We start from the raw sequence: 23,526 nt of genomic DNA, 5'->3' as shown, positions 1-23,526 counted from the left end.
TGCCGAGCGGCCACGAAGTGTTGTGGGGACGTGCCCCCGCCGGAGCCTAAACCGTCCCGGAACCGCGGTGCACCGCCCAGGGGGCGCTCCGCGGCTCCGTCCGGGCGGGACTACTTCGCGTCGGCGCCGCCGGACTTCTTCTCCTCGGCGGACGCGCCCTTGTCGGCCTTGGCAGCCGGGGCCTCGTCGGCGGCGGGCTCGTCGGCGTCGGCGGCCGGGGCCTCGTCCTTGCCCAGGTCGATCTTGTCCGCCTTCTCACTCTTTTCGGTGGCGTCGGCAGCGGCGTCACCGGTCAGCGAGGAGGCGTCGTCGGGCACGACCGTGCCGTCGGCCTTGATCGGGTCGGCACCGTCGATGATGCGGTTGTACTCCTCGTCGGGGAGGACCGCGCCGATGGAGTTCTTGGCGTAGATGGCGTGCACACCGGGGGCGACCTCGAGGAGAACCGACTCCTCGTGGATCTCCTTGACGGTGGCGTACATGCCCCCGATCGTCCGGACGCCGGTGCCGGGCTGCATCTCGTTGCGCATCTGGGCAGCCGCCTGCTGCTTCTTCTTGGCGGACCGGGTCATCAGGAACATGGCCCCGATGAGGACGATGAAGGGGAGGAGAGTCACGGGATTCACGGGACGGAAATTCCTTCGCACGACCGCTGGTCGGCGGCCTGATATTCGGGGGTGGGTATGCCGGACCATACGGACGGCATCGGCGGAGTCTAAGTCAGTCCGCACCAGTGGAACAACGCCCAGCATCGCACCGCAGTTCCTGACCCTGCGAGTCTCCGCGCCGTCAAGCCCTGAACAGGCCCTGCTGCCCGCTTCCACCCGATTGCTGCTGGGGCGGTACCAGCCCGAGATGCGTCCATGCCGCCGGGGTGGCGATCCGGCCACGGGGTGTACGCGCCAGGAGTCCTTCGCGGACCAGGAACGGTTCGGCGACCTCCTCGACGGTCTCCCGCTCCTCCCCCACCGCGACGGCGAGGGTGGAGAGTCCCACCGGGCCGCCGCCGAACAGCTTCAGCAACGCGGTGAGCACCGCGCGGTCGAGGCGGTCCAGGCCCCGGGCGTCGACCTCGTAGACGTCCAGGGCACGGGACGCGGTGTCGCGGGCGATCACGCCGTCGGCCTTGACCTGGGCGTAGTCGCGGACCCTGCGCAGCAGGCGGTTGGCGATGCGCGGGGTGCCGCGGGAGCGGCCGGCGATCTCGGCGGCGCCGCCGGAGTCGATGTCGACGTCCAGCAGGCCGGCCGAGCGGTGGATGACCCGCTCCAGCTCCGGCGGGGCGTAGAACTCCATGTGGCCGGTGAAGCCGAAGCGGTCGCGCAGCGGGGGCGGCAGCAGGCCGGCCCGGGTGGTGGCGCCGACCAGGGTGAAGGGCGGGAGTTCGAGGGGGATGGCGGTGGCGCCCGGACCCTTGCCGACGATGACGTCGACGCGGAAGTCCTCCATCGCCATGTAGAGCATTTCCTCGGCCGGGCGGGACATCCGGTGGATCTCGTCGAGGAAGAGCACCTCGCCCTCCTGGAGGGAGGAGAGGATCGCGGCGAGGTCACCGGCGTGCTGGATGGCGGGGCCCGATGTGATGCGGATCGGGGCGCCCATCTCGGCGGCGATGATCATCGAGAGGGTGGTCTTGCCGAGGCCGGGGGCGCCGGAGAGCAGGACGTGGTCGGCGGTGGCGCCGCGGGCGCGGGCGGCGCGCAGCACCAGGTCGAGCTGTTCGCGCACCCGCTCCTGGCCGACGAATTCTTCGAGGTCCTTGGGGCGCAGGGCCGCTTCGACCGCGGTGTCCTCGCCGTCGGCGTCGGCCCCGACCAGCCGGTCGGTGCCGTCGGCCTCGTCTGCGGTGGACGGTGCGGTGTCGTCCCAGTTCACTGCGGATTGCCTCGCGGAGTCGTGGCGGTCTGGCCGCCTGGGTGGTCGTACGGTCGGGGGCGCGCGGCCGGCACGGCGGCGCGCGGCCTGGCCCGGTCCCGCCGCGGGAAGCGGCTCATCGTGCGCGGTTCAGGGTCTGCAGCGCCGCCTTGAGCAGCTGCGGGATCTGCGGCTTGCCGCCGTCGGCGACGGCGGCGTCGGCCTGCGGGGTGACGGCGGCGACCGCTTCGTCCGCCTCGCGCGTGGCGTACCCGAGGCCGATCAGGGCGGCGTGCAGCTGGTCGCTCCAGCCGGTGGTGACGGGGCTGCCGACGCCGGCGCGGCCGGTGCCGAGCGGTGCGCCGAGCCGGTCCTTCAGCTCAAGGAGCAGCTTCTGGGCGCCCTTCTTGCCGATGCCTGGCACCGCGGTGAGGCTCTTCTCGTCGCCGGTGGAGACGGCCAGGCGCAGGGCGTCTGGGGAGTGCACCGCGAGCATGGCCTGCGCCAGCCGCGGGCCGACGCCGCTCGCGGTCTGGAGGAGTTCGAAGGTGCTCCGCTCGTCGTCGTCGGCGAAGCCGTAGAGGGTGAGCGATTCCTCGCGGACGACGAGGGAGGTGGCGAGCTTGGCCGGCTGGCCGACGCGCAGCCCGGAAAGGGTGTCAGGCGTGCACTGGACGGCCATGCCGATGCCGCCGACCTCGATGACGGCGGTGTCCGGTGCGAGGGCCGCGACCGGTCCTGAGACGAAGGCGATCATCGGGTGGTGCCCTTCTGGGGAGCCGCCCGGCGGATACCGGGGGCGCGGACGGGAGCGGCGCGGCGGGCCGCGGCGTGCGCCTGCTGGAGGCGGTTGACCGCGGGCGCACGCCATATGTGGCAGATGGCCAGCGCCAGGGCGTCGGCGGCGTCGGCCGGTTTGGGTGGTGCGTCGAGCCGCAGCAGGCGGGTCACCATGGCGCCGACCTGCTCCTTGCCCGCCCGGCCCGAGCCCGTCACGGCGGCTTTGACCTCGCTGGGGGTGTGCAGCGCCACCGGCAGCCCGCGGCGGGCCGCGCACAGCATGGCGACCGCGCTGGCCTGGGCGGTACCCATGACCGTACGGACGTTGTGCTGGCTGAACACCCGCTCCACGGCGACGAATTCGGGGCGGTGCTCGTCGAGCCAGGCGTCGATGCCGCGCTCGATGAGGACCAGCCGCTGGGCGACGTCGGCGTCCGCCGGGGTGCGGACCACACCGACGCCGGCCATCGTCAGCGGCCGGCCGGCCACGCCGTCCACCACGCCGACGCCGCAGCGGGTCAGCCCCGGGTCCACACCCAGTACGCGCACGATGCCCCTTCCCTGATCAAACCGGCAGTCTGTTCGTGCAGGCTATCGGCTGCCGCTGACAATGCGTCGGGGGCGGGACGCCGCACCGGCCGGATCAGCCGAAACGGCCCGCCGGTTGGCACCGGCGGGCCGTTGTCGTCGTGCGGGGCGAGGGCCCGTCAGGCGTCGACCTTGGCCATCGTCTCGTCCGAGACGTCGAAGTTGGCGAAGACGTTCTGCACGTCGTCGCTGTCCTCCAGCGCGTCGATCAGCTTGAAGATCTTGCGCGCGCCCTCTTCCTCCAGTTCGACCTGCATGGTCGGGACGAAGCTGGCGTCGGCCGAGTCGTAGTCGATGCCGGCTTCCTGGAGCGCGGTGCGGACCGCGACCAGGTCGGTGGCCTCGCTGATCACCTCGAAGGTGTCACCGAGGTCGTTGACCTCTTCGGCACCGGCGTCCAGGACGGCCCCGAGGACGTCGTCCTCGGACAGCTCGCCCTTGGGGACGATGACGACGCCCTTGCGGTTGAACAGGTAGGACACCGAGCCCGGGTCGGCCATCGAGCCGCCGTTGCGGGTCATCGCGACGCGGACGTCCGATGCGGCACGGTTGCGGTTGTCGGTGAGGCACTCGATGAGCACCGCGACACCGTTGGGGCCGTACCCCTCGTACATGATGGTTTCGTAGTCGGCGCCGCCCGCCTCAAGACCCGCACCGCGCTTGAGCGCGGAGTCGATGTTCTTGTTGGGCACCGAGCTCTTCTTGGCCTTCTGGATGGCGTCGAAGAGGGTCGGGTTGCCCTCCGGGTCGGCACCGCCGGTACGGGCCGCGACCTCGATGTTCTTGATCAGCTTCGCGAAGAGCTTGCCGCGCTTGGCATCGATCACGGCCTTCTTGTGCTTCGTCGTAGCCCATTTAGAGTGGCCGGACATCCGCCTGTCTCCTTCGCGTAACCAATTGAGAAACGAACGCCTGAGATCCTACCGGGAATGCCTCGGACCGCCGTACGTACCGCCGGTCCGTCTCCCGCGGACGACCAGGTACACGCGTTATGCGGCCTTCACCATAGCGACGAAGAACGCGTGCACCCGGTGATCGCCGGTCAGCTCCGGATGGAAAGACGTGGCGAGGACGTTACCTTGCCGGACGGCCACCGTGTGCCCGCCGTACGTCGCCAGGACATCCGCCGCCGCGCCGACCGACTCCACCCAGGGCGCCCTGATGAAGACGCCCTGGACCGGGCCGCCCGGGATGCCGGCCATCTCGATGGCGGCCTCGAAGGACTCGTTCTGCCGCCCGAAAGCGTTCCGGCGCACGATCATGTCGACGCCGCCGAGCGTCTCCTGGTCCTCGCGGGCGTCCAGCAGCTTGTCCGCGACCATGATCATCCCGGCGCAGGTGCCGTAGACCGGCTTGCCGGACCGTACGAACGCGCGCAGCGGCTCCAGCATGCCGAAGGTGACCGCGAGCTTGGACATGGTGGTGGACTCGCCGCCGGGGACGACCAGCCCGTCGAGCCCGTCCAGTTCTTCGGGGCGGCGTACCGGCCTGGCCAGGGCGTCCGCCTCGGCGAGCGCCACAAGGTGCTCGCGGACGTCGCCCTGGAGGGCCAGCACACCGATGGTGGGGGTGCTCATCTGCTGCCTTACCAGCCGCGGTTGGCGTAGCGCTCGGCCTCGGGGAGGGTGTCGCAGTTGATGCCGACCATGGCCTCGCCGAGGTTGCGGGAGACGTCCGCGATCACTTTCGGGTCGTCGTAGAAGGTGGTGGCCTTGACGATCGCGGCGGCGCGCTTGGCCGGGTCGCCCGACTTGAAGATGCCGGAGCCGACGAAGACGCCCTCGGCGCCGAGCTGGCGCATCAGGGCCGCGTCCGCCGGGGTCGCCACGCCGCCGGCGGAGAACAGCACGACCGGCAGCTTGCCCAGCTCGGCGACCTCCTTGACCAGCTCGTACGGGGCGCGCAGCTCCTTGGCCGCGGCGAACAGCTCGTTGTTGTCGTAGCCGCGCAGCCGGGCGATCTCGCCCTTGATCTGCCGCATGTGGCGGACCGCCTCGACGACGTTGCCGGTGCCGGCCTCGCCCTTGGAGCGGATCATGGCCGCGCCCTCGGCGATCCGGCGCAGCGCCTCGCCCAGGTTGGTGGCACCGCACACGAAGGGCGTGGTGAAGGCCCACTTGTCGGAGTGGTTGACCTCGTCGGCCGGGGTGAGGACCTCGGACTCGTCGATGTAGTCGACGCCGAGCGACTGCAGCACCTGGGCCTCGACGAAGTGGCCGATGCGGGACTTGGCCATGACCGGGATGGAGACGGCCTCGATGATGCCGTCGATCATGTCGGGGTCGGACATCCGGGCCACGCCGCCGTCCTTGCGGATGTCGGCGGGCACCCGCTCCAGGGCCATGACGGCGACCGCGCCGGCGTCCTCGGCGATCTTCGCCTCTTCCGGCGTGACGACGTCCATGATCACGCCGCCCTTGAGCTGCTCGGCCATGCCGCGCTTGACGCGTGCCGTTCCGGTCTCGGGGTGCTGGGGCGTGGTGGGCGTGCTGGACACTGTTGACCTCACTCAGTGCGGGTGTGTGGGCTTCTCCACCCACACAACCGTTTGTGAGGGGACCGCGAAAAGGGCCAATTAGCGGCCGGTGGCTCGTCGCGCCCCGGGTCAGGAGCCCGCGGGCCTGTCGCCGAGCGTGGCCGGCGGTTCGTCGTCCATCTCGAAGGCGAGCGGGAACGGGGCATGCCCCGCGAGCCGGAAGTAGCGGACGACCCGGTGCCGGCGGACGGCGCGGGCGGCCCGTACGGCGTCGTTGTGGAAACGGCGCGCCATGGGGACGCGGCGGATCGCGGCGGTGAGTTCGGTGACCGTCTGCGCGCCGCCCGGTGCCTCGCGGACCGCCTCCAGCTGCGCCTCCTCGCCGAGGGTGGCGCGCAGCGCCTGGGTCAGCTCGCTCTCGGCGACCTCGCGGTGGTCCTCCGCGGCCTGCCGGGCCTCGTGCGCCGCCTGGTAGAGGACGATCGACGCCGCGGGGTCGAGGACCCCCGATGTGCCGATCTCCTGGGCGACCGAGGCGCGCCGCAGCAGTTGCGCGTCGAGCGCGGCCCTGGCGGCGTCGATGCGGGCGTGCAGGCGGTCGAGGCGTCCTGCCGTCCAGCTCAGGTAGATGCCGACGAGGACGACGACCGCCGCGATCCAGATGAAAGTGGTCACGCCGGGTCACGTTACCGGGCCGCCGCGCCCGGCCCGACCGCCCGCGTACGCCGCCGGGCGCCGGCGCTCCCCCGCGCTCAGTCCTTGGCCAGGCCCCAGCGGGCGCGCAGCCCGACGCGTTCGTCGGTGGCCACGGACGCGGCACCGTCGGTGACCGTCTCGTAGACGGCGAGGATGTCGGCGCCGACCGTCGACCAGTCGAAGCGGCGGACGTGCTTGGATCCGTGCTCGCGCAGATCGGCCCGGCGTCCGGGGTCGCCCAGCAGCCGTACCGCCGCAGCCGCCAGCGCGTCCGCGTCCTCGTTCGCGAACAGCTCGCCCGCCGCGCCCTGGTCGAGTACCTGGGCGAAGGCGTCGAGATCGCTGGCGAGTACGGGTGCGCCCGCCGACATCGCCTCGACGAGGATGATGCCGAACGACTCGCCGCCGGTGTTCGGGGCGACGTAGAGGTCGACGCTGCGCAGCAGCCTCGCCTTGTCCTCGTCGCTGACCATGCCGAGGAATTCGACGCGGGAGCGCAGCTCGGCCGGCAGCCCGGCGACCGCCTCCTCCTCGTCGCCGCGGCCTGCCACCAGCAGCCGGGCTCCGGGGACCTCGGCGAGGATCGCGGGCAGCGCCTTCATCAGGACCGGCAGGCCCTTGCGGGGTTCGTCGATCCGCCCGATGAAGCCGATCGTGCCCTCCCGCGGCCCGCTCTCCTCCTGGCCGCGGGCCGCCGCCGACTGCCACTCGGGCTTCGGTTCGGCGTCGGCGAAGAAGTCGACGTCCACGCCGTTGGGGATGACCACCGCGTCCCCGCCGAGGTGTTCGACGAGCGTGCGCCTGGCGTACTCGCTGACCGCGATCCGCGCGCTGATCTTCTCCAGCGCGGGCTGCAGGATCGGGTACGCGGCGATCATCGCCCGGGAGCGCGGGTTGGAGGTGTGGAAGGTCGCCACGATCGGGCCCTGCGCGGCCCAGCAGGCGAGCAGGCCGAGCGAGGGGGACGCCGGTTCGTGGATGTGGATGACGTCGAAGCCGCCGTTCTGGAGCCAGCGGCGGACCCGGGCGGCGGACAGGAAGCCGAAGTTCAGCCGGGCGACCGAGCCGTTGTACGGGACGGGCACGGCGCGCCCCGCGGAGACGACGTAGGGCGGCAGCGGCGTCTCGTCGTCCGCGGGGGCCAGGACGGAGACCTCGTGGCCGAGCCGGATGAGGTGTTCGGCGAGGTCGCGGATGTGGAACTGGACACCGCCGGGGACGTCCCAGGCGTAGGGGCAGACGATGCCGATTCTCACGGCTTCTCCGTTCCGCGGGCCGCGTCGCGCGGCTCCAGGTCGGCGAGCCACAGGCGTTGCAGCATGTGCCAGTCCTCGGGGTGGTCGGCGATGCCGGAGGCGAAGGCGTCGGCGAGCGACTGGGTCATCGCCGCGGCCTTCTCGGCGCGGGTTCCGCTCTCCGGAACGCCGATCTCGGGGTGGACCCGGCCGCGCATGACGGCGGTGTCGTCGTACCAGAGGGTGACCGGCAGCAGCATGGCGCCGGTCTGTACGGCGAGCATCGCGGGCCCGGCCGGCATCTTCGCGGCGCCGCCGAAGAACGTGACCTCGATGCCGGAGCTGGACAGGTCGCGGTCGGCGACCAGGCAGACCAGGCCGCCGGACCGCAGCCGCCGGGCGAGGGTGCCGAAGGCGGCGCCCCCGGTGTGCGGCAGCACCTCCATGCCCAGGCCCTCGCGGTAGGCGACGAACCGGTCGTAGAGGCTCTCCGGCTTGAGGCGTTCGGCGACGGTGGTGAAGGGGACGCCGAGTTTGGTGGTGACCCAGACACCCGCGAGGTCGTAGTTGCCCATGTGGGGCAGGGCGAGGATGACGCCGCGGTCGCTCTTGAGGCCCTCTTCCAGGTGGTGCACGTCCTGCGGGTCGAAACCCGCCCTTATCCGGTCCTTGCTCCAGGCAGGCAGCCGGAAGGACTCCATCCAGTAGCGCATGTAGGAGCGCATACCGGCCCTGGACAGCTGGGCGAGGCGCTGCGGCGAGGCGTCAGGGATGACCCGGGCGAGGTTGGCCTCCAGGCGCAGGACGCCCTTGCCGCGGCGCTTCCAGGCCGTGTCGGCGATACGGCGGCCCAGGCGCGTCGCGACGCCTTCGGGCAGCTTCTTGACGGTGCTCCAGCCCAGGCCGTACAGGCCGTCGGTGAGCTTCTCGGTGTCGATGAGCGGTCGGCCGGTGCGGCTCATGCGCCGTTCCCCCCTTGTGCGACGGCGTCGGCCTCAGCCGATTCACGGCGTACGGTCACCACGCGCTGGGCGAGCGTGACGGCGCTGCCGAGGCCGACGACCCACAGGGCGACCGGCAGCAGGATCTGGACGCCGGGCACCCCGAACGCGTGCAGTCCTGACAGACCGCAGGCCACCAGCGAGATGACCAGCCGCTCGGCGCGCTCCACCAGGCCGTTGACGTTCACCGGCAGCCCGATGGCCTCGCCGCGCGCCTTGGTGTACGAGACCACCTGGCCGCTGGCGAGGCAGAAGATCGCCATCGCGCAGAGCATCAGGCTGTCGCCGCCCCCGGCGTACCAGAGGGCGAGGCCGCCGAAGATCGCGGAGTCGGCGACCCGGTCGAGGGTGGAGTCCAGGAAGGCGCCCCAGCGGCTCGACCTGCCCAGTTGCCGTGCCATGTTGCCGTCGACCAGGTCGGAGAAGACGAACAGGGTGATGACGACCGTGCCCCAGAAGAACTCACCGCGCGGGTAGAAGACCAGAGCGCCGGCCACCACGCCTCCGGTACCGACGAGGGTGACCGCGTCCGGGCTGACCCCGAGACGGATGAGCAGGGCGGCGAACGGCGTGAGAACACGCGTGAAGAACGCACGCGCGTACTTGTTCAGCATGGCCTTCCCGGAGGGTTGATACGGGCCGCGCGGTCGATGGGCCACCGGCTGGCCCATCGTAGCCAGGCGCCCGCGAGCCGCTGCGGACGCATCGCGGCACGGGGTGCAACGGGCGGAACAGGGGGCTCCGGGCCCGGCGGGAACGGGGACGCACGGCCGCGGGGCGGGCCAGGACCCGGCGCCGCCGTGTGCCACGTATGGACGCGGCATGACCGCGGTGGAAAGCTCGAATCACCGCAAAGTGTCGACCTGGAGGCGAGACACATGAGCGAGAAAACGGGTACACGTCCGGGAGCCGCCGGAAGGGCGCCGACGGCCGGCCATCCCACCGCCGTGCGGAACGTGGTGCTGGTCGGCCACAGTGGATCGGGCAAGACCACCCTGGTGGAGGCGCTGGCGCTGGCGTCGGGCGCGATCAACCGCGCGGGCCGGGTCGAGGACGGCGGCTCGCTGTCGGACTACGACGAGATCGAACACCGCAGGCAGCGCTCGGTACAGCTGTCCCTGGTGCCGGTGGAGTGGGAGGGCGCCAAGATCAATGTGCTGGACACCCCCGGGTACGCCGATTTCGTCGGCGAATTGCGGGCCGGTCTGCGGGCTGCGGACGCGGCCCTTTTCGTGGTCTCGGCGGCGGACGGCGTGGCCGGGGCGACCCGTACCGTCTGGAACGAATGCGCGGCGGTCGGCATGCCGCGGGCGCTGGTGATCACCCACCTGGAAGCGGCCCGCGCCGACTTCGACGCGATGACCGAGCTGTGCCGCGACGCCTTCGGAGGCGACGATCCGGACGCCGTCCTACCGCTCTATCTCCCGCTGTACGGCACGCCCGGCGCCGACGGCCACGCCCCCGTGCACGGCCTGATCGGCCTGCTCACCCAGCGTGTCTTCGACTACGCGTCGGGCGAACGCACCGAGCGCGAACCGACGGCTGACGAGCTGCCGGTGATCGCCGAGGCCCGCGGCCGGCTCATCGAGGGGATCATCGCCGAGAGCGAGGACGAGACCTTGATGGACCGCTATCTGGGCGGCGAGGAGATCGACGTCAAGACCCTCATCGGGGATCTGGAGACGGCGGTCGCCCGGGGGACGTTCCATCCGGTGCTCGCCGCGGCACCGGCGCCCGACGGCTCCCGGCAGGGCCTGGGCACCGTCGAACTGCTCGACCTGATCACCCGCGGCTTCCCGACCCCGGCCGAACGCGAGGCACCGGAGGTCACCGGCACCGACGGATCCCCACGGCCCCCGCTGACCTGCGACCCGGCCGGGCCGCTCGCCGCCGAGGTGGTCAAGACCTCGTCCGACCCGTACGTCGGCAGGCTCTCCCTCGTCCGGGTCTTCTCCGGCACCCTGCGCCCGGACGAGACCGTGCACGTCTCGGGGCACGGCCTGGAGGACCGCGGCCACGAGGACCACGACGTCGAGGAGCGAGTGGGCGCGCTGTCCGCGCCGTTCGGCAAGCAGCAGCGACCGCTGCCGCAGGCCGTCGCGGGCGATCTGGCGTGCGTGGCGAAACTGACCCGCGCCGAGACCGGCGACACCCTCTCGGCCAAGGACGCCCCGCTGCTGATGACGCCCTGGGCGATGCCCGACCCTCAGCTGCCGGTCGCCATCCGGGCGCACAGCAAGGCCGACGAGGACAAGCTCTCGCACGGCCTGGCGCGGCTGGTGGCGGAGGACCCGACGATGCGCCTCGAACACCATCCGCACACCCGCCAGGTGGTGCTGTGGTGCCTGGGCGAGGCGCATGCCGACGTGGCGCTGGAGCGGCTGCGCACCCGCTATGGCGTGCAGGTGGACACCGTCACGCACAAGGTGTCGCTGCGGGAGACCTTCGCCGGGACGGCGCCTGGCCGCGGCCGTCATGTGAAGCAGTCGGGCGGCCACGGCCAGTTCGCGATCTGCGAGATCGAGGTCGAGCCGCTGCCGGGCGGCACCGGCATCGAGTTCGCCGACAAGGTCGTGGGCGGCGCGGTGCCCCGGCAGTTCATCCCGTCCGTGGAGAAGGGCATCCGCGCCCAGGCGGCGCTCGGGGTGGCCGCCGGGTACCCGCTCACCGACTTCCGCGTCACGCTGCTGGACGGCAAGGCGCACGCGGTGGACTCGTCGGACGCCGCGTTCCAGACCGCCGGGGCGCTGGCGCTGCGCGACGCGGCGGCGCAGTGCCGGATCGATCTCCTCGAACCGGTCGCCGAGGTCACGGTGTTGATTCCGGACGAATTCGTCGGCCCGGTGATGAGCGACCTGTCGGGACGCCGCGGCCGGGTGGTGGGCACCGAGCAGTCGGGGGCGGACCGCACGCTGGTCCGCGCGGAGGTGCCGGAGACGGAGATCGGCAGGTACGCGGTCGATCTGCGGTCGCTCTCGCACGGCACGGGGCAGTTCTCCCGCACCTACCTGCGGCACGAGCCGATGCCGCCGCAGCTCGCGGGCAAGCTGCGGGAGCAGGCGGAAAACGGCGCATAGTCAACGGTTCGTCAGCCGCTGTCCGGCTCAACTCCCTTGAGCGGGACGGCGGCTGTACGCTGAGGTCACAGGCTCGGCAGGTGTGCCGTGGGCGGTAGTCGGGAAAGAGCCGCAGCAGCAGATGTGGGCGGCGATGGGGGCGGGCAGTGGCAGCAGACGGCTTCGACTTCAGTCCTGGGGCGCAGGTACCGCTCTCGGGCGGCGCCGGGCAGACCGCGGCGACGCAGGCGCTGGCCTCGGCCGCGTACCGGGACAGCCCGCTCGACGACATCTCGAAGGCGGACTCGGATTCCAGCAAGTCCGACATCAAAAAGCCGAAGCTGTCGCTGTTCGCGCCGAATCTGGGCGAGGCGTTCTCCCGCGCCGTGCAGGTGCGGATGCTCGGCGGCGGACGCAAGGCGCTCATCCAGTCCTTCGGGACCGAACCGCAGACCGTCGTCGAGCACTGCCTGGCCGCCACCCGCATCCGTAAGCAGCGGGACGCCAAACTGACCCTGGTCATGGTCGGGTTCGGCCTGCTGTTCCTGCCGGGTGTGCTGCTGTGGCTGGGCGCCTTCCAGCTCAAGAAGATGCTCGGCAAGGACGGCAAGGGCACCTCGGTGATGGGCGGGGCGCTGCTCCTCGCGATCGCGCTGGCCGGGGTCGTCCTCCTGGTCAAGCTCCCGTTCGACGGCTTCTGGCCGCTGTACGTGCGGGGCGCGCTGATCGCCCCGGTGGCGGGCTGGTGGATCGCCAAGCAGATCTGCGAGCGGACGGCCGTGATCCTGCGCGGCGCGTGGAAGGGACTGCTCGACGGCGGCGGCGTGGGCGCGAAGATCCCCGAGGCGGTGCCGGGCGACCCGAACGAGATCGCGGCCGAGACGCTACGGCACAATCTCGCCAAACTCTCCGCCGAGCAGCGCAGCAACGTCGTCTTCTACGCCGGTCCCCGCGGAATACTCGGAATGGGCACCCGCTGGGGCAGCTGGCAGCTGGCCGAGGAGCTGAAGCCGGCGAAGGAGGGCACCGAGATCCACCCGTTCCGCAGCTGGGACGTGATCCGGGTGATCCACGACCGGCTGCGGCTGCTGGAGCGCAGCCCGCTGCACACCGGCGGTTTCCAGCAGCCGCCGCAGGTGCGCCACTGGATCGTCTCGCCGGTCGGCGAGAAGGCCAAGGACGTCTCCCGCCCGGACGGCACGGACACCGACGCGTTCCAGATCCGCGGTCACGAGATAGAGCGGATCTGCAATGAGCAGCAGTTCGGCAGCGGCAACCGCCACTACCTGGGCGTCCAATTCGTCCTCTGGGACGGCCAGTTGGTGATCACCCTCCTGATCACGGTCACGGTGCTGCACGAAACGCTGCGCATCGAGGTCACCGGGCACGCCCTGGGCCCGGTCAACTCCCTGTTCACCAGCAAGCCGTCGCCGAAGACCAAGGACGTCGCCAAGGTCGTCAAGTTCTGGGAGACCAGGACCCAGACGCTGCCGCTGATCGAGCCCGGCGAGGTCGTCAGGCTCGCCGCCCGCGCGCCGCTGACGTGGTTCCCGCCGGTGCTGGACTTCCTGGGCGGGAAGCTGGCCCTCCCCGAGCCGTTCGGACTGCGGCACGTCTGGGCGGACAAGCCCTGGCGGCACCGCTTCATGGCCGATGACGCGCTGCGCGCCGCGACCCCCGTGCTGCGTACGGTCCACGCCGCGGCGATGAGCGTGCTCAAGGAGAACGGCGTGGACACCGAGCGCTTCGACAACCGCTCGCTGGTGCTCAGCGGCATGGTCCAGGGCGCGGAACCGGCGAAGGCCGACGAGTACAACGCGTAGGCGCGCGGGGTCCGTTGGGGACACCGCCGCGGCGTCGCGGCCCTCGCCACCGGGTGCGGTGATCCGGGAACATCCGGCCGGGCCGCCTCGTTGACAGGACGCCCACCGCTCTTCCGGTTCCCCGAACCGCGCCCCTGAGGGAGTGCCGTGCCCGTAACCGCGCCCACCGCCACCAGCGACCTCGCCCTCCCCTCCCCCGCCGCTCAGGCCGAGCGCCTCATCGCACTCGGCGTGCACGAGACCGCCGGGCTGTCCGCCGCCGAACTGCGCGCCTTCGCCGCGTCCGCCACCGGCGAGCGCGGCGGCCTGCTCGTCGTCCGCCCGGAACTCGCCCCGGCCTCCGCCCTCGCGCCACTGCTCCGCCACGACGGCAGGCCCGGCTTCCTCGTCACCGACATGCCCGATGCCGACCGCTTCGCCCCGCTCGACACCATCGAGCTGCCCGGCGCTCCCCTCTACCTCCTCACCGGCCTCGACCGCGGCGACCACCTGGCCAACTGGAGCCCCGACGAAGCGCTGCCCGCCCTCACCGCGGAATCCCGCACCCCACTGCTGCTCACCGAGGGCATCCACTGGGTGCTGCAACAACCGGCCGCCCTGGAGCGCAACCACTGCTTCATGACCATCGGCTCCCGGCTGCGCAAGGCGAACGGCACCCTGGACGCCCGTACCCCAGCGATCTGGATCAGCAACGGCACCGGCCGGGACGGCCGCGAGCGCCGCAACGCCCCCAAGGTCGGCTGGTGCTGGGCGGGCAACCGGCACACCTGGCTGGGCTTCGCCTCGGCGACGGGCCGTACCTCCTAACGGAAGATCCCCGTGTGCCCGAGCGAGTAGCGGCCGGGCTGCGGGTAGACAGCCAGGCCGTGCGGGCCGTTGCCGACCGGGATCTTCGCCAGGGTCTTCCCCGTACGGGTGTCGAGCGCGTAGACCTCGGAGTGGTAACGGCCGGACAGCCAGAGCACCTTGCCGTCGCTGGAGACGCCGCCCATGTCGGGGCTGCCGCCGCCGCGGATGTGCCACTTGCCGGTGAGGCGGCGGGTCGTGAAGTCGAGGAGCGAGACGGATCCCTCGCCGCGGTTGGTGATGTACATGTTCTTGGAGTCACGGCTGACGTAGAGGCCGTGGGCGCCCTTGCCGGTGGGCAGCAGCTCGGGCCGGGCGAAGGTGTCGCCGTTGAGCACCCACACCCCGTCGGCCGCCATGTCCGCGATGTACCAGGTCCTGCCGTCCGGGGAGATCTTCACGTCCTGCGGCATCGCGCCGTCGAACGGCAGCTTCTGCCGGCCGGTCACCTTCATCTTCTCGGTGTCGACCTTGAGGAGTTCGCCGGAGAACTCACAGGAGACGATGAAGTACCTGCCGTCCGCCGAGAAGTCGGCGTGATTGACACCGGCGCAGGTCACCGGCACGGTCTTGCGGACCTTCATGGTGTGCGGATCGCGGAAGACCAGCTCCCGGTCCATCGACGCCATCACGATCGCGTACTTCCCGTTGGGTGTGAAGTAGAGGTTGTACGGGTCGTGCACCGCGACGGTCTTCCCGGCCTTGCCGGTCTCGGGGTCGATCGGGGTCAGGCTGTGGCCGCGGTCGTTGTTGACCCACAGGGTCTTCATGTCCCAGGAGGGCACGACGTGCTGCGGCTGCACGCCCACCGGGATGGTCCGGATGACCTTGTACGTCCTGGGGTCGATGACGCTGACCGTGTCGGACTGGGTGTTCGGTACGTAGATCCGCGACGGGAAGTCCTTGACCTGCGGCGCCAGCCTGCCGGGCCGGTCCGCCGCGTAGAGGTCGTGCCGGTCGAGCGGCGGCGGCATCCCGGGCAGATCGGACGCCGCGGCCCGTACCGGCGAGGGCCTGGCCGGCTGCGGGCTGTGCGCCGCGGTGTCCGCCCCGCCGCCCCCGGCGCCGCAGCCGGCCACCGCCAGCAGGGCGCACACCAGGGCCGCCGGTGCGGCCCTGCGCAGGGCCGGGGACGTCATGCGGTCATGGGCAGGGGTCCGCTCAGCCATCAGGTCACCAGCTCCGTTGTCGTCACCGCGCGCAGGCCGCGCCGGCGCAGGCCGTCGAGGATCGGGGGCAGCGCGGCGACCGTGCCGGGGTGCCCGAGGTGGAGGCTGACGACGGAGCCGGGACGGGCGCCGTCCAGCACCGCGCGCCGTACGGCCGGCGCACCGGGGTCGTCGGCGTCGCGGGAGTCCACGTCGTACGAGAGGACGTGGGGGTAGCCGGCCTTGCGGGCCAGCCGGGTCACCAGGTCGGTGGCGTACTGGGTCTGCGAGGGGCGGAACCAGCTGCCGATGCTGCCGGTGAGCTTGCGCAGCCGCTCGGCGCAGCCGGTGATCTCGGCGTAGGCGTCGGCCTCGGCCAGGGCGCAGATGTTGCGGTGGTGCAGGGTGTGATTGCCCAGCTCATGGCCGCCGTCGAGGATCCGGCGGGCCATCCGGGGCTGCTCGTCGAGCCAGTCGCCGATGGCGAGCACGGTGACCCGGGCGCCGGCCCGCTCGGCCTCGGACAGCAGCGCGGTGGCCGTCCCGGGGTCGCCGCGGCCGTGGAAGGTCAGCGCGACCGCGTGCCCGTCCCGGGGCCCGTGGGCGATCTGCACGGGCAGGCCCGGCACCCGGGTGGGCGGCCGGGCGGCATGGGCCGGGTGCGGCGGGGTGGCGGAGTGCGCGGATCCTGTCGGCGTGCCACCGGAGGCCCGTACGGTCGCGGAGTCCGTACGGGCCGGGGCGCAGGCCGCAGCGAACGCGCCGGTGGCAGCGGCGGACGCGACCGCGCGCAGCACGGAGCGACGGTCTGAGAAAGTCACCGCCCCATTACAGGCGCAGAACGCCCGAAATGGTGCAATTCACCCGGCCCTTAGGGGTGCGTGTCGCTCCCCGCACGCGCCGGCGTACTCCGTATCCGGCGGCCCCGCACCCGCCTCAGGAAGGCCAGGCGTCGGCGAGCATCGCCCGGGTGTCCGCGAGGAGTTGGGGCAGCACCTTGGTGTGGCCGACCACCGGCATGAAGTTGGTGTCGCCGCCCCAGCGCGGTACGACGTGCTGGTGGAGATGGGCCGCGATGCCGGCGCCGGCGACCGCGCCCTGGTTCATCCCGATGTTGAAACCGTGCGCCCCGGAGGCGGTGCGCAGCGCGGTCATCGCCCGCTTCGTCAGCTCGGCCAGCTCAGCCGTCTCGGCGGCGTCCAGCTCGGTGTAGTCGGCGACGTGCCGGAACGGGACGACCATGAGGTGGCCGCCGTTGTACGGATAGAGGTTCAGCACCGCGTAGACATGCTCGCCGCGCGCGATCACGAGGCCGTCCTCGTCCGACTTCGCGGGAATCGCGCAGAAAGGACAGCCGTCCGCGGCCCCCGGGCCGCTCGGTTTGTTCTCCCCCTGGATGTAGGCCATCCGGTGGGGCGTCCACAGGCGCTGGAAGGCGTCCTGTGTCCCGACTCCGATCTGCTGCTCCGGCTCGCTTGTCATACGGGCCAGCATATGGCGTCGCAGGCCCTGGGCGTGTCGCTGGGGCACACTCCGCCGCCCGCTCCCCGATGCTGAGCCGATGGACAGGGAAGAGCGGCTGCGGACCTGGGAAAGGCGCGTCGATCCGTATCTTCTGGCCGCGTCGCTGCTCTTCCTGACCGCCTACGCGGTCCGGGTCCTGATGCCCGGCCTCTCCCCCGGCTGGCTGGAACTGTGGGCGGCCGTCACCGTCGTCAGCTGGGCGGTCTTCGTGGCGGAGTACCTGGCGCGGCTGGCGTTCAGCCCCGACCGCCGGCACTTCGTGCGCACCCGCTGGCTGGATCTGGTCGTGACCGTTCTGCCGCTGCTGCGACCGCTGCGCCTGGTCGAGCTGCACGACCGGATGCGCCGGAACCGGAGCCGGCCGCGGCTCGCCCTGGAGGCCCGGGTCATGGCGTACACCGGGCTCGCCTCCCTGCTGCTGGGCTTCGCCGCCGCGCTGGCCGTACTGCACGACGAGCGCCATGCGCCCGGCAGCCACATCCGCACCCTGGGCGACGCCGCGTGGTGGGCCGTGTCGGCGCTGACGACGACCGGATACGGCGATGTCGTCCCGGTCACCGCCCGCGGCCGGTTCCTCGCGTCCGGCCTGATGTGCGTGGGGGTGGGGCTGGTCGGCGCGGTGGTCGGCTCGTTCTCGTCCTGGCTGGTGCGCCGCTTCCGGCAGGAGGGCGAGGGGTGAGCGGAAACGGCCCGGCCCCGGCACGCGGTGTCGCGTGCCGGGGCCGGGCCGTTGCTCAGCGGGCGGGCAGGGTCAGACCTGAACCCGGCGCTCCACCGCGTCCAGGATCTCCGCGATCGCCTCGTCGCGCGGGATGCCGTTCTTCTGCGATCCGTCGCGGTAACGGAAGGAGACCGCGCCGTTCGCGACGTCCTCGTCACCAGCGATGATCATGAAAGGCACCTTGCTGCGCTGGGCATTCCTGATCTTCTTCTGCATCCGGTCCGACGACGAGTCGACGTCGATCCGCAGCCCCTTGGCGCGCGCCTCGGCGGCGAACTCCTGGAGGTAGGGCACGTGCGCGTCGCCGATCGGGATGCCGGTCGCCTGCACCGGGGCCAGCCAGGCCGGGAACGCGCCCGCGTAGTGCTCCAGCAGGACCGCGAAGAACCGCTCGATGGAGCCGAACAGCGCACGGTGGATCATGACGGGACGCTGCTTCGAGCCGTCCGCCGCGGTGTACTCCAGGTCGAACCGCTCCGGGAGGTTGAAGTCCAGCTGCACGGTCGACATCTGCCAGGTCCTGCCGATGGCATCCTTCGCCTGCACCGAGATCTTCGGGCCGTAGAACGCGGCGCCGCCCGGGTCCGGGACCAGCGGCAGCCCCTGCTTCTCGGCGACCTTGCGCAGCGTCTCGGTGGCCTCTTCCCAGACCTCGTCCGAGCCGACGAACTTGGTCTCGTCCTTGGTGGACAGCTCCAGGTAGAAGTCGTTCAGGCCGTAGTCGCGCAGCAGGTCGAGCACGAAGGTGAGCGTCGAGTCGAGCTCGTCCGCCATCTGCTCCTTGGTGCAGTAGATGTGCGCGTCGTCCTGGGTGAAGCCGCGGGCCCGGGTCAGGCCGTGCACCACGCCGGACTTCTCGTAGCGGTAGACCGTCCCGAACTCGAAGAGGCGCAGGGGGAGTTCACGGTAGGAACGGCCGCGCGCGTCGAAGATGAGGTTGTGCATCGGGCAGTTCATGGGCTTGAGGTAGTAGTCCGTGCCCTCGTCCAGCTCCATGGGCGGGTACATGCCGTCGGCGTACCAGTCCAGGTGGCCGGACTTCTCGAACAGCTTCCCCTTGGTGGCGTGCGGGGTGTAGACGAACTCGTACCCCGACTCCTCGTGCCGCCTGCGGGAGTAGTCCTCCATGGTGCGGCGGATGATGCCGCCCTTGGGGTGGAAGACCGCGAGGCCGGAACCGATCTCCTCAGGGATGGAGAACAGGTCCAGCTCGGCACCCAGCTTGCGGTGGTCGCGCTTCTCGGCCTCGGCGAGGAACTCCAGGTGGGCCTTCAGCTCGTCCTTGGTGGGCCAGGCGGTGCCGTAGATCCGCTGGAGCTGCTTGTTCTTCTCGCTGCCGCGCCAGTAGGCGGCGGCCGACCGCATCAGCTTGAACGCCGGGATGGCGCGGGTGCTGGGCAGGTGCGGGCCGCGGCACAGGTCCTTCCAGCACAGCTCGCCGGTCTTCGCGTCGAGGTTGTCGTAGATGGTCAGCTCACCGGCGCCGACCTCGGCCGACGCGCCCTCCGCGGCATCGGCGGCGGAGCCCTTGAGGCCGATCAGCTCGATCTTGTAAGGCTCGTCCGCCAGCTCGACGCGGGCGTCCTCGTCGGTGGTGACCCGGCGGGCGAACTTCTGGCCGCGCTTCTGGATCTCCTGCATCTTCTTCTCGATGCGCTTGAGGTCGTCCGGGTGGAACGGGGTCTCGACGTCGAAGTCGTAGTAGAAGCCGTCCTTGATCGGCGGGCCGATGCCGAGCTTGGCCTCAGGGAACAGCTCCTGGACGGCCTGCGCCATCACGTGCGCGGTGGAGTGCCGCAGGATGTTCAGGCCATCGTCGGAGGTGATCTCGACGGGCTCGACGACCTCGCCGTCGGCCACCTCGTACGCCAGGTCCTTCAGCTCCCCGGCCACCCGCGCGGCGACGACACTGCGCTCGCCCTGGAAGAGGTCGGCGGCCGTAGTCCCCGTGGTCACCACGCGTTCTTCCCGCTCGGAATCGCGTTGGACGGTCACACGGACGTCTGACACCGGTCTCTCCTGACTCATGTCTCCTGCGCGACAGCGGTCGCTGCGCAGCAGAATCGTACCGAGCCGATGGACCGGACCGCGAAACGGTTTGTCCCGGTGACCTCACACCCCGCCGCTCCCCCGCCGCTCACTCCTCCGCCGGCGGCCCGCCGCACGCCTCCTCGAAGGAGCCGACGTTCTCCTGGAGCGACTTCAGCAGCCGGTCCCGCTCCGCCTGGTCGACCTGCACCGGGGTGACGTCGCACGCCCCGGTGATCCGCCGGAACCCACCCCTGCTCTCCAGCCGGCCGCTGACCCGGATCGGCAGCCCCACCAGATGCGCGTGCCCCGCGATCCGGTAGTCCTCCTCCCCCAGCGCGACCCGCACCTGCACCACGTCCGCCCCGGTGAGCACCCGCAGCCGCACCGCGCCGCCGCCCGGCCGCTCCCTGCGCAGCCGCACCACCGCGCCGGTCACCCGTACGGGCAGCGACGGCTCGTCCCGTACGTAGCGCTGCGCGGCGCGCTGCAACGCCGGCAGGTCACCGGGCGAGAACTCCACCGGCTCGGGACGGGCCGGGCAGCCGGCCGGCGGTCCCGCGCCCGGCGACCAGTCCACGGTGATCCGCAGCCCCTCCGCGTCCCTGATCAGCGCGATCAGCGCCTGCGCCAGTTCGTGGCAGACCCCGAGCCCGACGGCCGCGTCGAACGCCTCCATGCGGCCGGTGGCCCGCTGGTAGTCGGTGGCGTCGCGGGTCGCGTGCAGCGCCCGTTGCAGCCCGGCCACCGCGCCGCGCCCGGCCGTCACCGGTACGAACGCGGTGAGCCTGCGCCCCGCCGACGCCGGACCCACCAGCACCTCGCCCAGGAACCGCTCGGCCTGGCGCTTGTACCGCGAGCCGTAGTACCCGGCGCGGGCGAAGGTGCCGAGCGCGCCCGCGACCAGCATCGCGCGGGCCGCGCCGCGCAGCTGTTCCTGGGCCACCCAGCGCGCGGCCCCCGACCCGTCGTCGGGGATCTCGCGCTCCCAGCGCACCTCGTCACTGGGCGTCGCCAGGCCCAGCAGGATGTCGCGGGCGGACGGCGCCGCGCTCTGCGCCAGCGCGGCCAGCGCCTCGGCCAGCAGTTCCGCGCTGTCGGGGAAACGGCCGTCCTGCGGCACCAGCAGGCTCGTCCCCGCGCCACCGCCGGGCGGCGTCCAGCGCGCGTAGCGGCCGGCGGCGCCGCCGCGGCGGTGCCAGCCGTGCCGGGCCAGCAGGGCGCCGAGCACCGCCGGATCCAGCCCGGCCGGATCCGGGTACGCCGGGAGTGCGCCCGCCGGGTACCTCGTGTCGTGGTCGTCGGTCGGCCGGTGCATCAGGGTCTCCCTCCCGCCCCGACCCGCGTCATGATGTCGCAGAGCGCGCGGTCGTCGAAGATCCGCGCGGTCGGGATCCGCACGGTGGTCCTGCGCCTGCCGGTCACCGGGTGGCCGGCCAGGTTGATCCAGTAGCAGCAGTGCCGCAGTTCGAGGCAGTCGTGCCCGGCCCGCAGCCAGTCGTCACGGCCGCGCGGCGCCAGCATCACGACCAGGATCTTGTGCACCGCGACGGGCGTACGGGCCAGCTTCACCAGATGGTCGTTGTCGAGCGTGAAGCCGAAGGTGCGGCCCGGCGGGTGCGGCGCCGTCTGGTAGGTGCATTTCAGCTGCACCTTGATGGTGACCTCGTCGTCGACGGTGTGTCCGGGCGCGCCATGGCTGACGTGCCAGTCGATTCCGTTGTCCGGGAAGGGCTGCGCCAGCGAGCACCCGGAGGCGGCGGCGATCGCGTGCAGATAGCCCACCTGGAGAGTCTCCATGCAGGCCGTCATGGCGAGTCCGCCGCGCTGCGGTGTGGTCCGCTGCGGCAGCAGCCCGCCCGGTTCGGGCTGCGCGAGCGTCATCGCTCAAGTGCCTTCCGGGCTGTGCCGATCGAGTGGGGTCCGCGAGTGACGGGAGACGGCCGTACGGATCGCCGCGGCCCGTCCCTCTGGTTGTCTCCGCGTCAAGTGGTCCGCAAACAAAGACGGTTCGACAACACCATGGGACGGGTATCACCAGCTCGGGCGAGGTGCCCCGTCAGCTGTCGCACGAGCGCGAGGAGTTGGGACGATGCCGTGCTGGTATGAGGGTCCGCTGGCTTCCTTCGACACCGAGACGACCGGCGTGGACGTCGAGAGCGACCGCGTCGTCTCCGCGGCGCTGGTGCTCCAGGAGACCCCGCGCTCCGCGCCGCGCGTCACCCGGTGGCTGATCAACCCCGGCGTGGAGATACCCGAAGCGGCGACGGCGGTCCACGGCCTGACGGCCGGCCATCTCGCGCGCAGCGGCCGTTGGCCGTCGCCGGTCCTGGAGGAGATCGCCAAGGCGCTGGCCGCGCAGGCACTGGCCGGCCGGCCGCTGGTGGTGATGAACGCCCCGTTCGATCTCACGCTGCTGGACCGCGAGTTGAAGCGGCACCGCGCCACTTCCCTGGCCGCCTACCTGGGCACGCAGCCGCTGCACGTCCTCGATCCGCGGGTCCTGGACAAGCACCTGGACCGCTACCGCAAGGGCCGCCGCACCCTGACCGACCTGTGCGCGCACTACGAGGTCGAGCTGGAGGGCGCGCACGAGGCAGCCGCCGACGCGCTGGCGGCGCTGCACGTGGTGCGGACTCTGGGCCAGCGCTTCGCCCAACGCCTCGACCAGCTGCAACCGAGCGCACTGCACGCTCTCCAGACGAAGTGGTACGCGGCCCAGGCACGCGGTCTCCAGGCGTGGTTCGCACGCAGTGGAAAGCCCGAACCCGTCGATCCGCATTGGCCGATACGGCCCGAGCTGCCCGCCGCCGCCTGAATTCTGATGCCGCCTCAGAGAAATCCCGGGGAAATCACCGGGCCCCGGAAAAGGATCTCAACGAAAAGGGCCGGTCCGTCATTTGACGGACCGGCCCTTGATCCCGGTGGGCGATACTGGGTTCGAACCAGTGACCTCTTCGGTGTGAACGAAGCGCTCTCCCACTGAGCTAATCGCCCGGGTGTCTGCGGGGTTTCCCTCGCGAACGACCTGAACAATACAGGCCGCCACTGCCTTCCATCAAATTCCTTCGCGATCCGGCTGCATCCGGCCTCGCGGGCGGTCACCCCGCGTCGCGACCGCGGCCCTGCTCAGCGGGCCAGCCAGGCGGCGAGACCGCGCCGGCCACCGCGCATCATCAGCGCGTGATTGAGCACGAACAGCGGGCGCCCCGGCACCGCCAACCGCCTCAGCAGGGGCTTGCGCAGCTCCACCTCCTGCTCGAAGACGACCCGCGTCCCGCCACCCCGCGGCTCGACCCTCCAGCGCACCCAGCCCTCCATGTCGCCGCCCAGCGTCACCTCCAGCACCCCGGCACGCGGATCCCGTACGCCTTCCCCGGCGATCACGTCGAGGTCGTACGGCAGTAGCGAGCGGAACCTGGCGGTGCCGCTGTGCGCGTCGATCCGGTCGACCGACCGCACCTGCGGCCACCAGCGGGGATAGCTCTCGACGCGTTCGAGGACCGCGTAGACGACGGCGGGCGGGGCCTGGAGGAGCCACACGCTGCGGAAGCGGTAGCGGTGTGATGCGCGTGGCCGGTGAGGCATGGTGCCAGTGTGCCGCTTCAGGGGCCCGGGGTGCCCAACAACCGCGAAGGTCCGGAGGCTTGAAGCCTCCGGACCTTCGGCCGGGGTGGGCGATACTGGGTTCGAACCAGTGACCTCTTCGGTGTGAACGAAGCGCTCTCCCACTGAGCTAATCGCCCGGCG

At 71.6% G+C, this 23,526-nt stretch carries 23 protein-coding genes and 2 tRNA genes; 5 read left to right on the top strand and 20 right to left on the bottom strand.

Annotated elements, in window-relative coordinates:
* Positions 1-110: 110 nt before the first annotated feature.
* The 11 genes from yajC to pgsA all read right to left on the bottom strand — a co-directional run bounded on the left by yajC (position 111) and on the right by pgsA (position 9,244).
* Positions 111-626 carry a preprotein translocase subunit YajC gene (gene yajC / locus ACIBK8_RS20025; protein WP_393685993.1) on the bottom strand — a complete coding sequence of 172 codons (516 nt, stop codon included), beginning with the start codon at positions 624-626 and terminating at the stop codon, positions 111-113.
* Positions 627-789: 163 nt separating this feature from the next.
* Positions 790-1,875, bottom strand: coding sequence for a Holliday junction branch migration DNA helicase RuvB (gene ruvB / locus ACIBK8_RS20020; protein WP_393685994.1), 1,086 nt, complete (start codon positions 1,873-1,875; stop codon positions 790-792).
* 115 nt (positions 1,876-1,990) lie between these two features.
* On the bottom strand, positions 1,991-2,611 hold the full coding sequence (gene ruvA / locus ACIBK8_RS20015; RefSeq protein WP_399043158.1) for a Holliday junction branch migration protein RuvA: 621 nt from the start codon (positions 2,609-2,611) through the stop codon (positions 1,991-1,993).
* Positions 2,608-3,183 carry a crossover junction endodeoxyribonuclease RuvC gene (ruvC, locus tag ACIBK8_RS20010; protein ID WP_393685998.1) on the bottom strand — a complete coding sequence of 192 codons (576 nt, stop codon included), beginning with the start codon at positions 3,181-3,183 and terminating at the stop codon, positions 2,608-2,610. Before ruvC ends, ruvA begins: the two co-directional genes overlap by 4 nt.
* Positions 3,184-3,341: 158 nt before the next feature.
* Positions 3,342-4,094: a YebC/PmpR family DNA-binding transcriptional regulator gene (locus tag ACIBK8_RS20005; protein ID WP_393686000.1), complete on the bottom strand. Its 753-nt coding sequence runs from the start codon at positions 4,092-4,094 to the stop codon at positions 3,342-3,344.
* Between the two features lie 117 nt (positions 4,095-4,211).
* A complete protein-coding gene (gene pdxT / locus ACIBK8_RS20000; protein WP_399043157.1) occupies positions 4,212-4,799 on the bottom strand; it encodes a pyridoxal 5'-phosphate synthase glutaminase subunit PdxT in 588 nt (195 codons plus the stop codon).
* An 8-nt stretch (positions 4,800-4,807) separates the two neighbouring features.
* Positions 4,808-5,719, bottom strand: a complete 912-nt coding sequence (gene pdxS / locus ACIBK8_RS19995) for a pyridoxal 5'-phosphate synthase lyase subunit PdxS (RefSeq protein WP_393686003.1) — start codon at positions 5,717-5,719, stop codon at positions 4,808-4,810.
* Positions 5,720-5,827: 108 nt separating this feature from the next.
* Complete coding sequence (locus ACIBK8_RS19990; RefSeq protein ID WP_393686005.1) at positions 5,828-6,373, bottom strand: hypothetical protein; 546 nt, start codon at positions 6,371-6,373, stop codon at positions 5,828-5,830.
* 77 nt (positions 6,374-6,450) lie between these two features.
* Positions 6,451-7,650 carry a glycosyltransferase family 4 protein gene (locus ACIBK8_RS19985; RefSeq protein WP_399043156.1) on the bottom strand — a complete coding sequence of 400 codons (1,200 nt, stop codon included), beginning with the start codon at positions 7,648-7,650 and terminating at the stop codon, positions 6,451-6,453.
* Positions 7,647-8,591 (bottom strand): phosphatidylinositol mannoside acyltransferase, encoded by a 945-nt coding sequence (locus ACIBK8_RS19980; protein ID WP_399043155.1) that lies wholly within the window; start codon positions 8,589-8,591, stop codon positions 7,647-7,649. Before ACIBK8_RS19980 ends, ACIBK8_RS19985 begins: the two co-directional genes overlap by 4 nt.
* A complete protein-coding gene (gene pgsA, locus ACIBK8_RS19975) occupies positions 8,588-9,244 on the bottom strand; it encodes a phosphatidylinositol phosphate synthase (RefSeq protein ID WP_399043154.1) in 657 nt (218 codons plus the stop codon). The genes ACIBK8_RS19980 and pgsA overlap by 4 nt, the downstream gene beginning before the upstream one ends.
* A 264-nt stretch (positions 9,245-9,508) precedes the next feature.
* Here pgsA and ACIBK8_RS19970 point away from each other — a divergent pair, with 264 nt between their 5' ends.
* From ACIBK8_RS19970 to ACIBK8_RS19960, 3 genes are all read left to right on the top strand, one after another.
* Positions 9,509-11,707: an elongation factor G-like protein EF-G2 gene (locus ACIBK8_RS19970; RefSeq protein ID WP_399043153.1), complete on the top strand. Its 2,199-nt coding sequence runs from the start codon at positions 9,509-9,511 to the stop codon at positions 11,705-11,707.
* Positions 11,708-11,853: 146 nt separating this feature from the next.
* Entirely contained in the window at positions 11,854-13,509 is a 1,656-nt protein-coding gene (locus ACIBK8_RS19965) for a hypothetical protein (RefSeq protein WP_399043152.1), read from the top strand.
* A gap of 147 nt (positions 13,510-13,656) precedes the next feature.
* Positions 13,657-14,316, top strand: coding sequence for a DUF5701 family protein (locus ACIBK8_RS19960; protein ID WP_399043151.1), 660 nt, complete (start codon positions 13,657-13,659; stop codon positions 14,314-14,316).
* Here ACIBK8_RS19960 and ACIBK8_RS19955 read toward each other — a convergent pair.
* The 3 genes from ACIBK8_RS19955 to ACIBK8_RS19945 form a co-directional block, all read right to left on the bottom strand.
* Positions 14,313-15,524, bottom strand: a complete 1,212-nt coding sequence (locus tag ACIBK8_RS19955; protein WP_399043150.1) for a hypothetical protein — start codon at positions 15,522-15,524, stop codon at positions 14,313-14,315. The genes ACIBK8_RS19960 and ACIBK8_RS19955 overlap by 4 nt on opposite strands.
* Positions 15,524-16,324, bottom strand: coding sequence for a polysaccharide deacetylase family protein (locus ACIBK8_RS19950; protein WP_399043149.1), 801 nt, complete (start codon positions 16,322-16,324; stop codon positions 15,524-15,526). The genes ACIBK8_RS19955 and ACIBK8_RS19950 overlap by 1 nt, the downstream gene beginning before the upstream one ends.
* Positions 16,325-16,439: 115 nt before the next feature.
* Entirely contained in the window at positions 16,440-16,997 is a 558-nt protein-coding gene (locus ACIBK8_RS19945; RefSeq protein WP_399043192.1) for an HIT family protein, read from the bottom strand.
* Positions 16,998-17,064: 67 nt separating this feature from the next.
* Between ACIBK8_RS19945 and ACIBK8_RS19940 the strand changes: the two genes are divergently transcribed.
* Positions 17,065-17,706, top strand: coding sequence for a potassium channel family protein (locus ACIBK8_RS19940; RefSeq protein ID WP_399043148.1), 642 nt, complete (start codon positions 17,065-17,067; stop codon positions 17,704-17,706).
* Positions 17,707-17,778: 72 nt separating this feature from the next.
* Here ACIBK8_RS19940 and thrS read toward each other — a convergent pair whose 3' ends face one another.
* From thrS to ACIBK8_RS19925, 3 genes are all read right to left on the bottom strand, one after another.
* Complete coding sequence (thrS, locus tag ACIBK8_RS19935) at positions 17,779-19,758, bottom strand: threonine--tRNA ligase (protein ID WP_399043147.1); 1,980 nt, start codon at positions 19,756-19,758, stop codon at positions 17,779-17,781.
* 127 nt (positions 19,759-19,885) lie between these two features.
* Positions 19,886-21,094 (bottom strand): hypothetical protein, encoded by a 1,209-nt coding sequence (locus ACIBK8_RS19930; RefSeq protein ID WP_399043146.1) that lies wholly within the window; start codon positions 21,092-21,094, stop codon positions 19,886-19,888.
* Positions 21,094-21,660 (bottom strand): DUF4365 domain-containing protein, encoded by a 567-nt coding sequence (locus ACIBK8_RS19925; RefSeq protein ID WP_399043145.1) that lies wholly within the window; start codon positions 21,658-21,660, stop codon positions 21,094-21,096. The genes ACIBK8_RS19930 and ACIBK8_RS19925 overlap by 1 nt, the downstream gene beginning before the upstream one ends.
* Positions 21,661-21,868: 208 nt before the next feature.
* On the opposite strand from ACIBK8_RS19925, the gene ACIBK8_RS19920 reads away from it, so the two are divergent.
* Positions 21,869-22,594: an exonuclease domain-containing protein gene (locus ACIBK8_RS19920; RefSeq protein WP_399043144.1), complete on the top strand. Its 726-nt coding sequence runs from the start codon at positions 21,869-21,871 to the stop codon at positions 22,592-22,594.
* A gap of 107 nt (positions 22,595-22,701) precedes the next feature.
* Here the strand turns inward: ACIBK8_RS19920 and ACIBK8_RS19915 are convergent.
* The 3 genes from ACIBK8_RS19915 to ACIBK8_RS19905 form a co-directional block, all read right to left on the bottom strand.
* Positions 22,702-22,773: transfer RNA gene (locus tag ACIBK8_RS19915), tRNA-Val, on the bottom strand.
* A 132-nt stretch (positions 22,774-22,905) separates the two neighbouring features.
* The gene (locus ACIBK8_RS19910; RefSeq protein ID WP_399043143.1) at positions 22,906-23,364 is read right to left on the bottom strand and encodes an SRPBCC family protein; all 459 of its coding nucleotides are present in this window, start codon (positions 23,362-23,364) and stop codon (positions 22,906-22,908) included.
* Positions 23,365-23,450: 86 nt separating this feature from the next.
* A tRNA-Val gene (locus tag ACIBK8_RS19905) sits at positions 23,451-23,522 on the bottom strand.
* Between the last annotated feature and the right edge of the window lie 4 nt (positions 23,523-23,526).

It is taken from the genome of Streptomyces sp. NPDC050161 (assembly GCF_044460025.1).
GTDB lineage: Bacteria > Actinomycetota > Actinomycetes > Streptomycetales > Streptomycetaceae > Streptomyces.
This window is presented reverse-complemented; position numbering and strand designations above follow the sequence as displayed.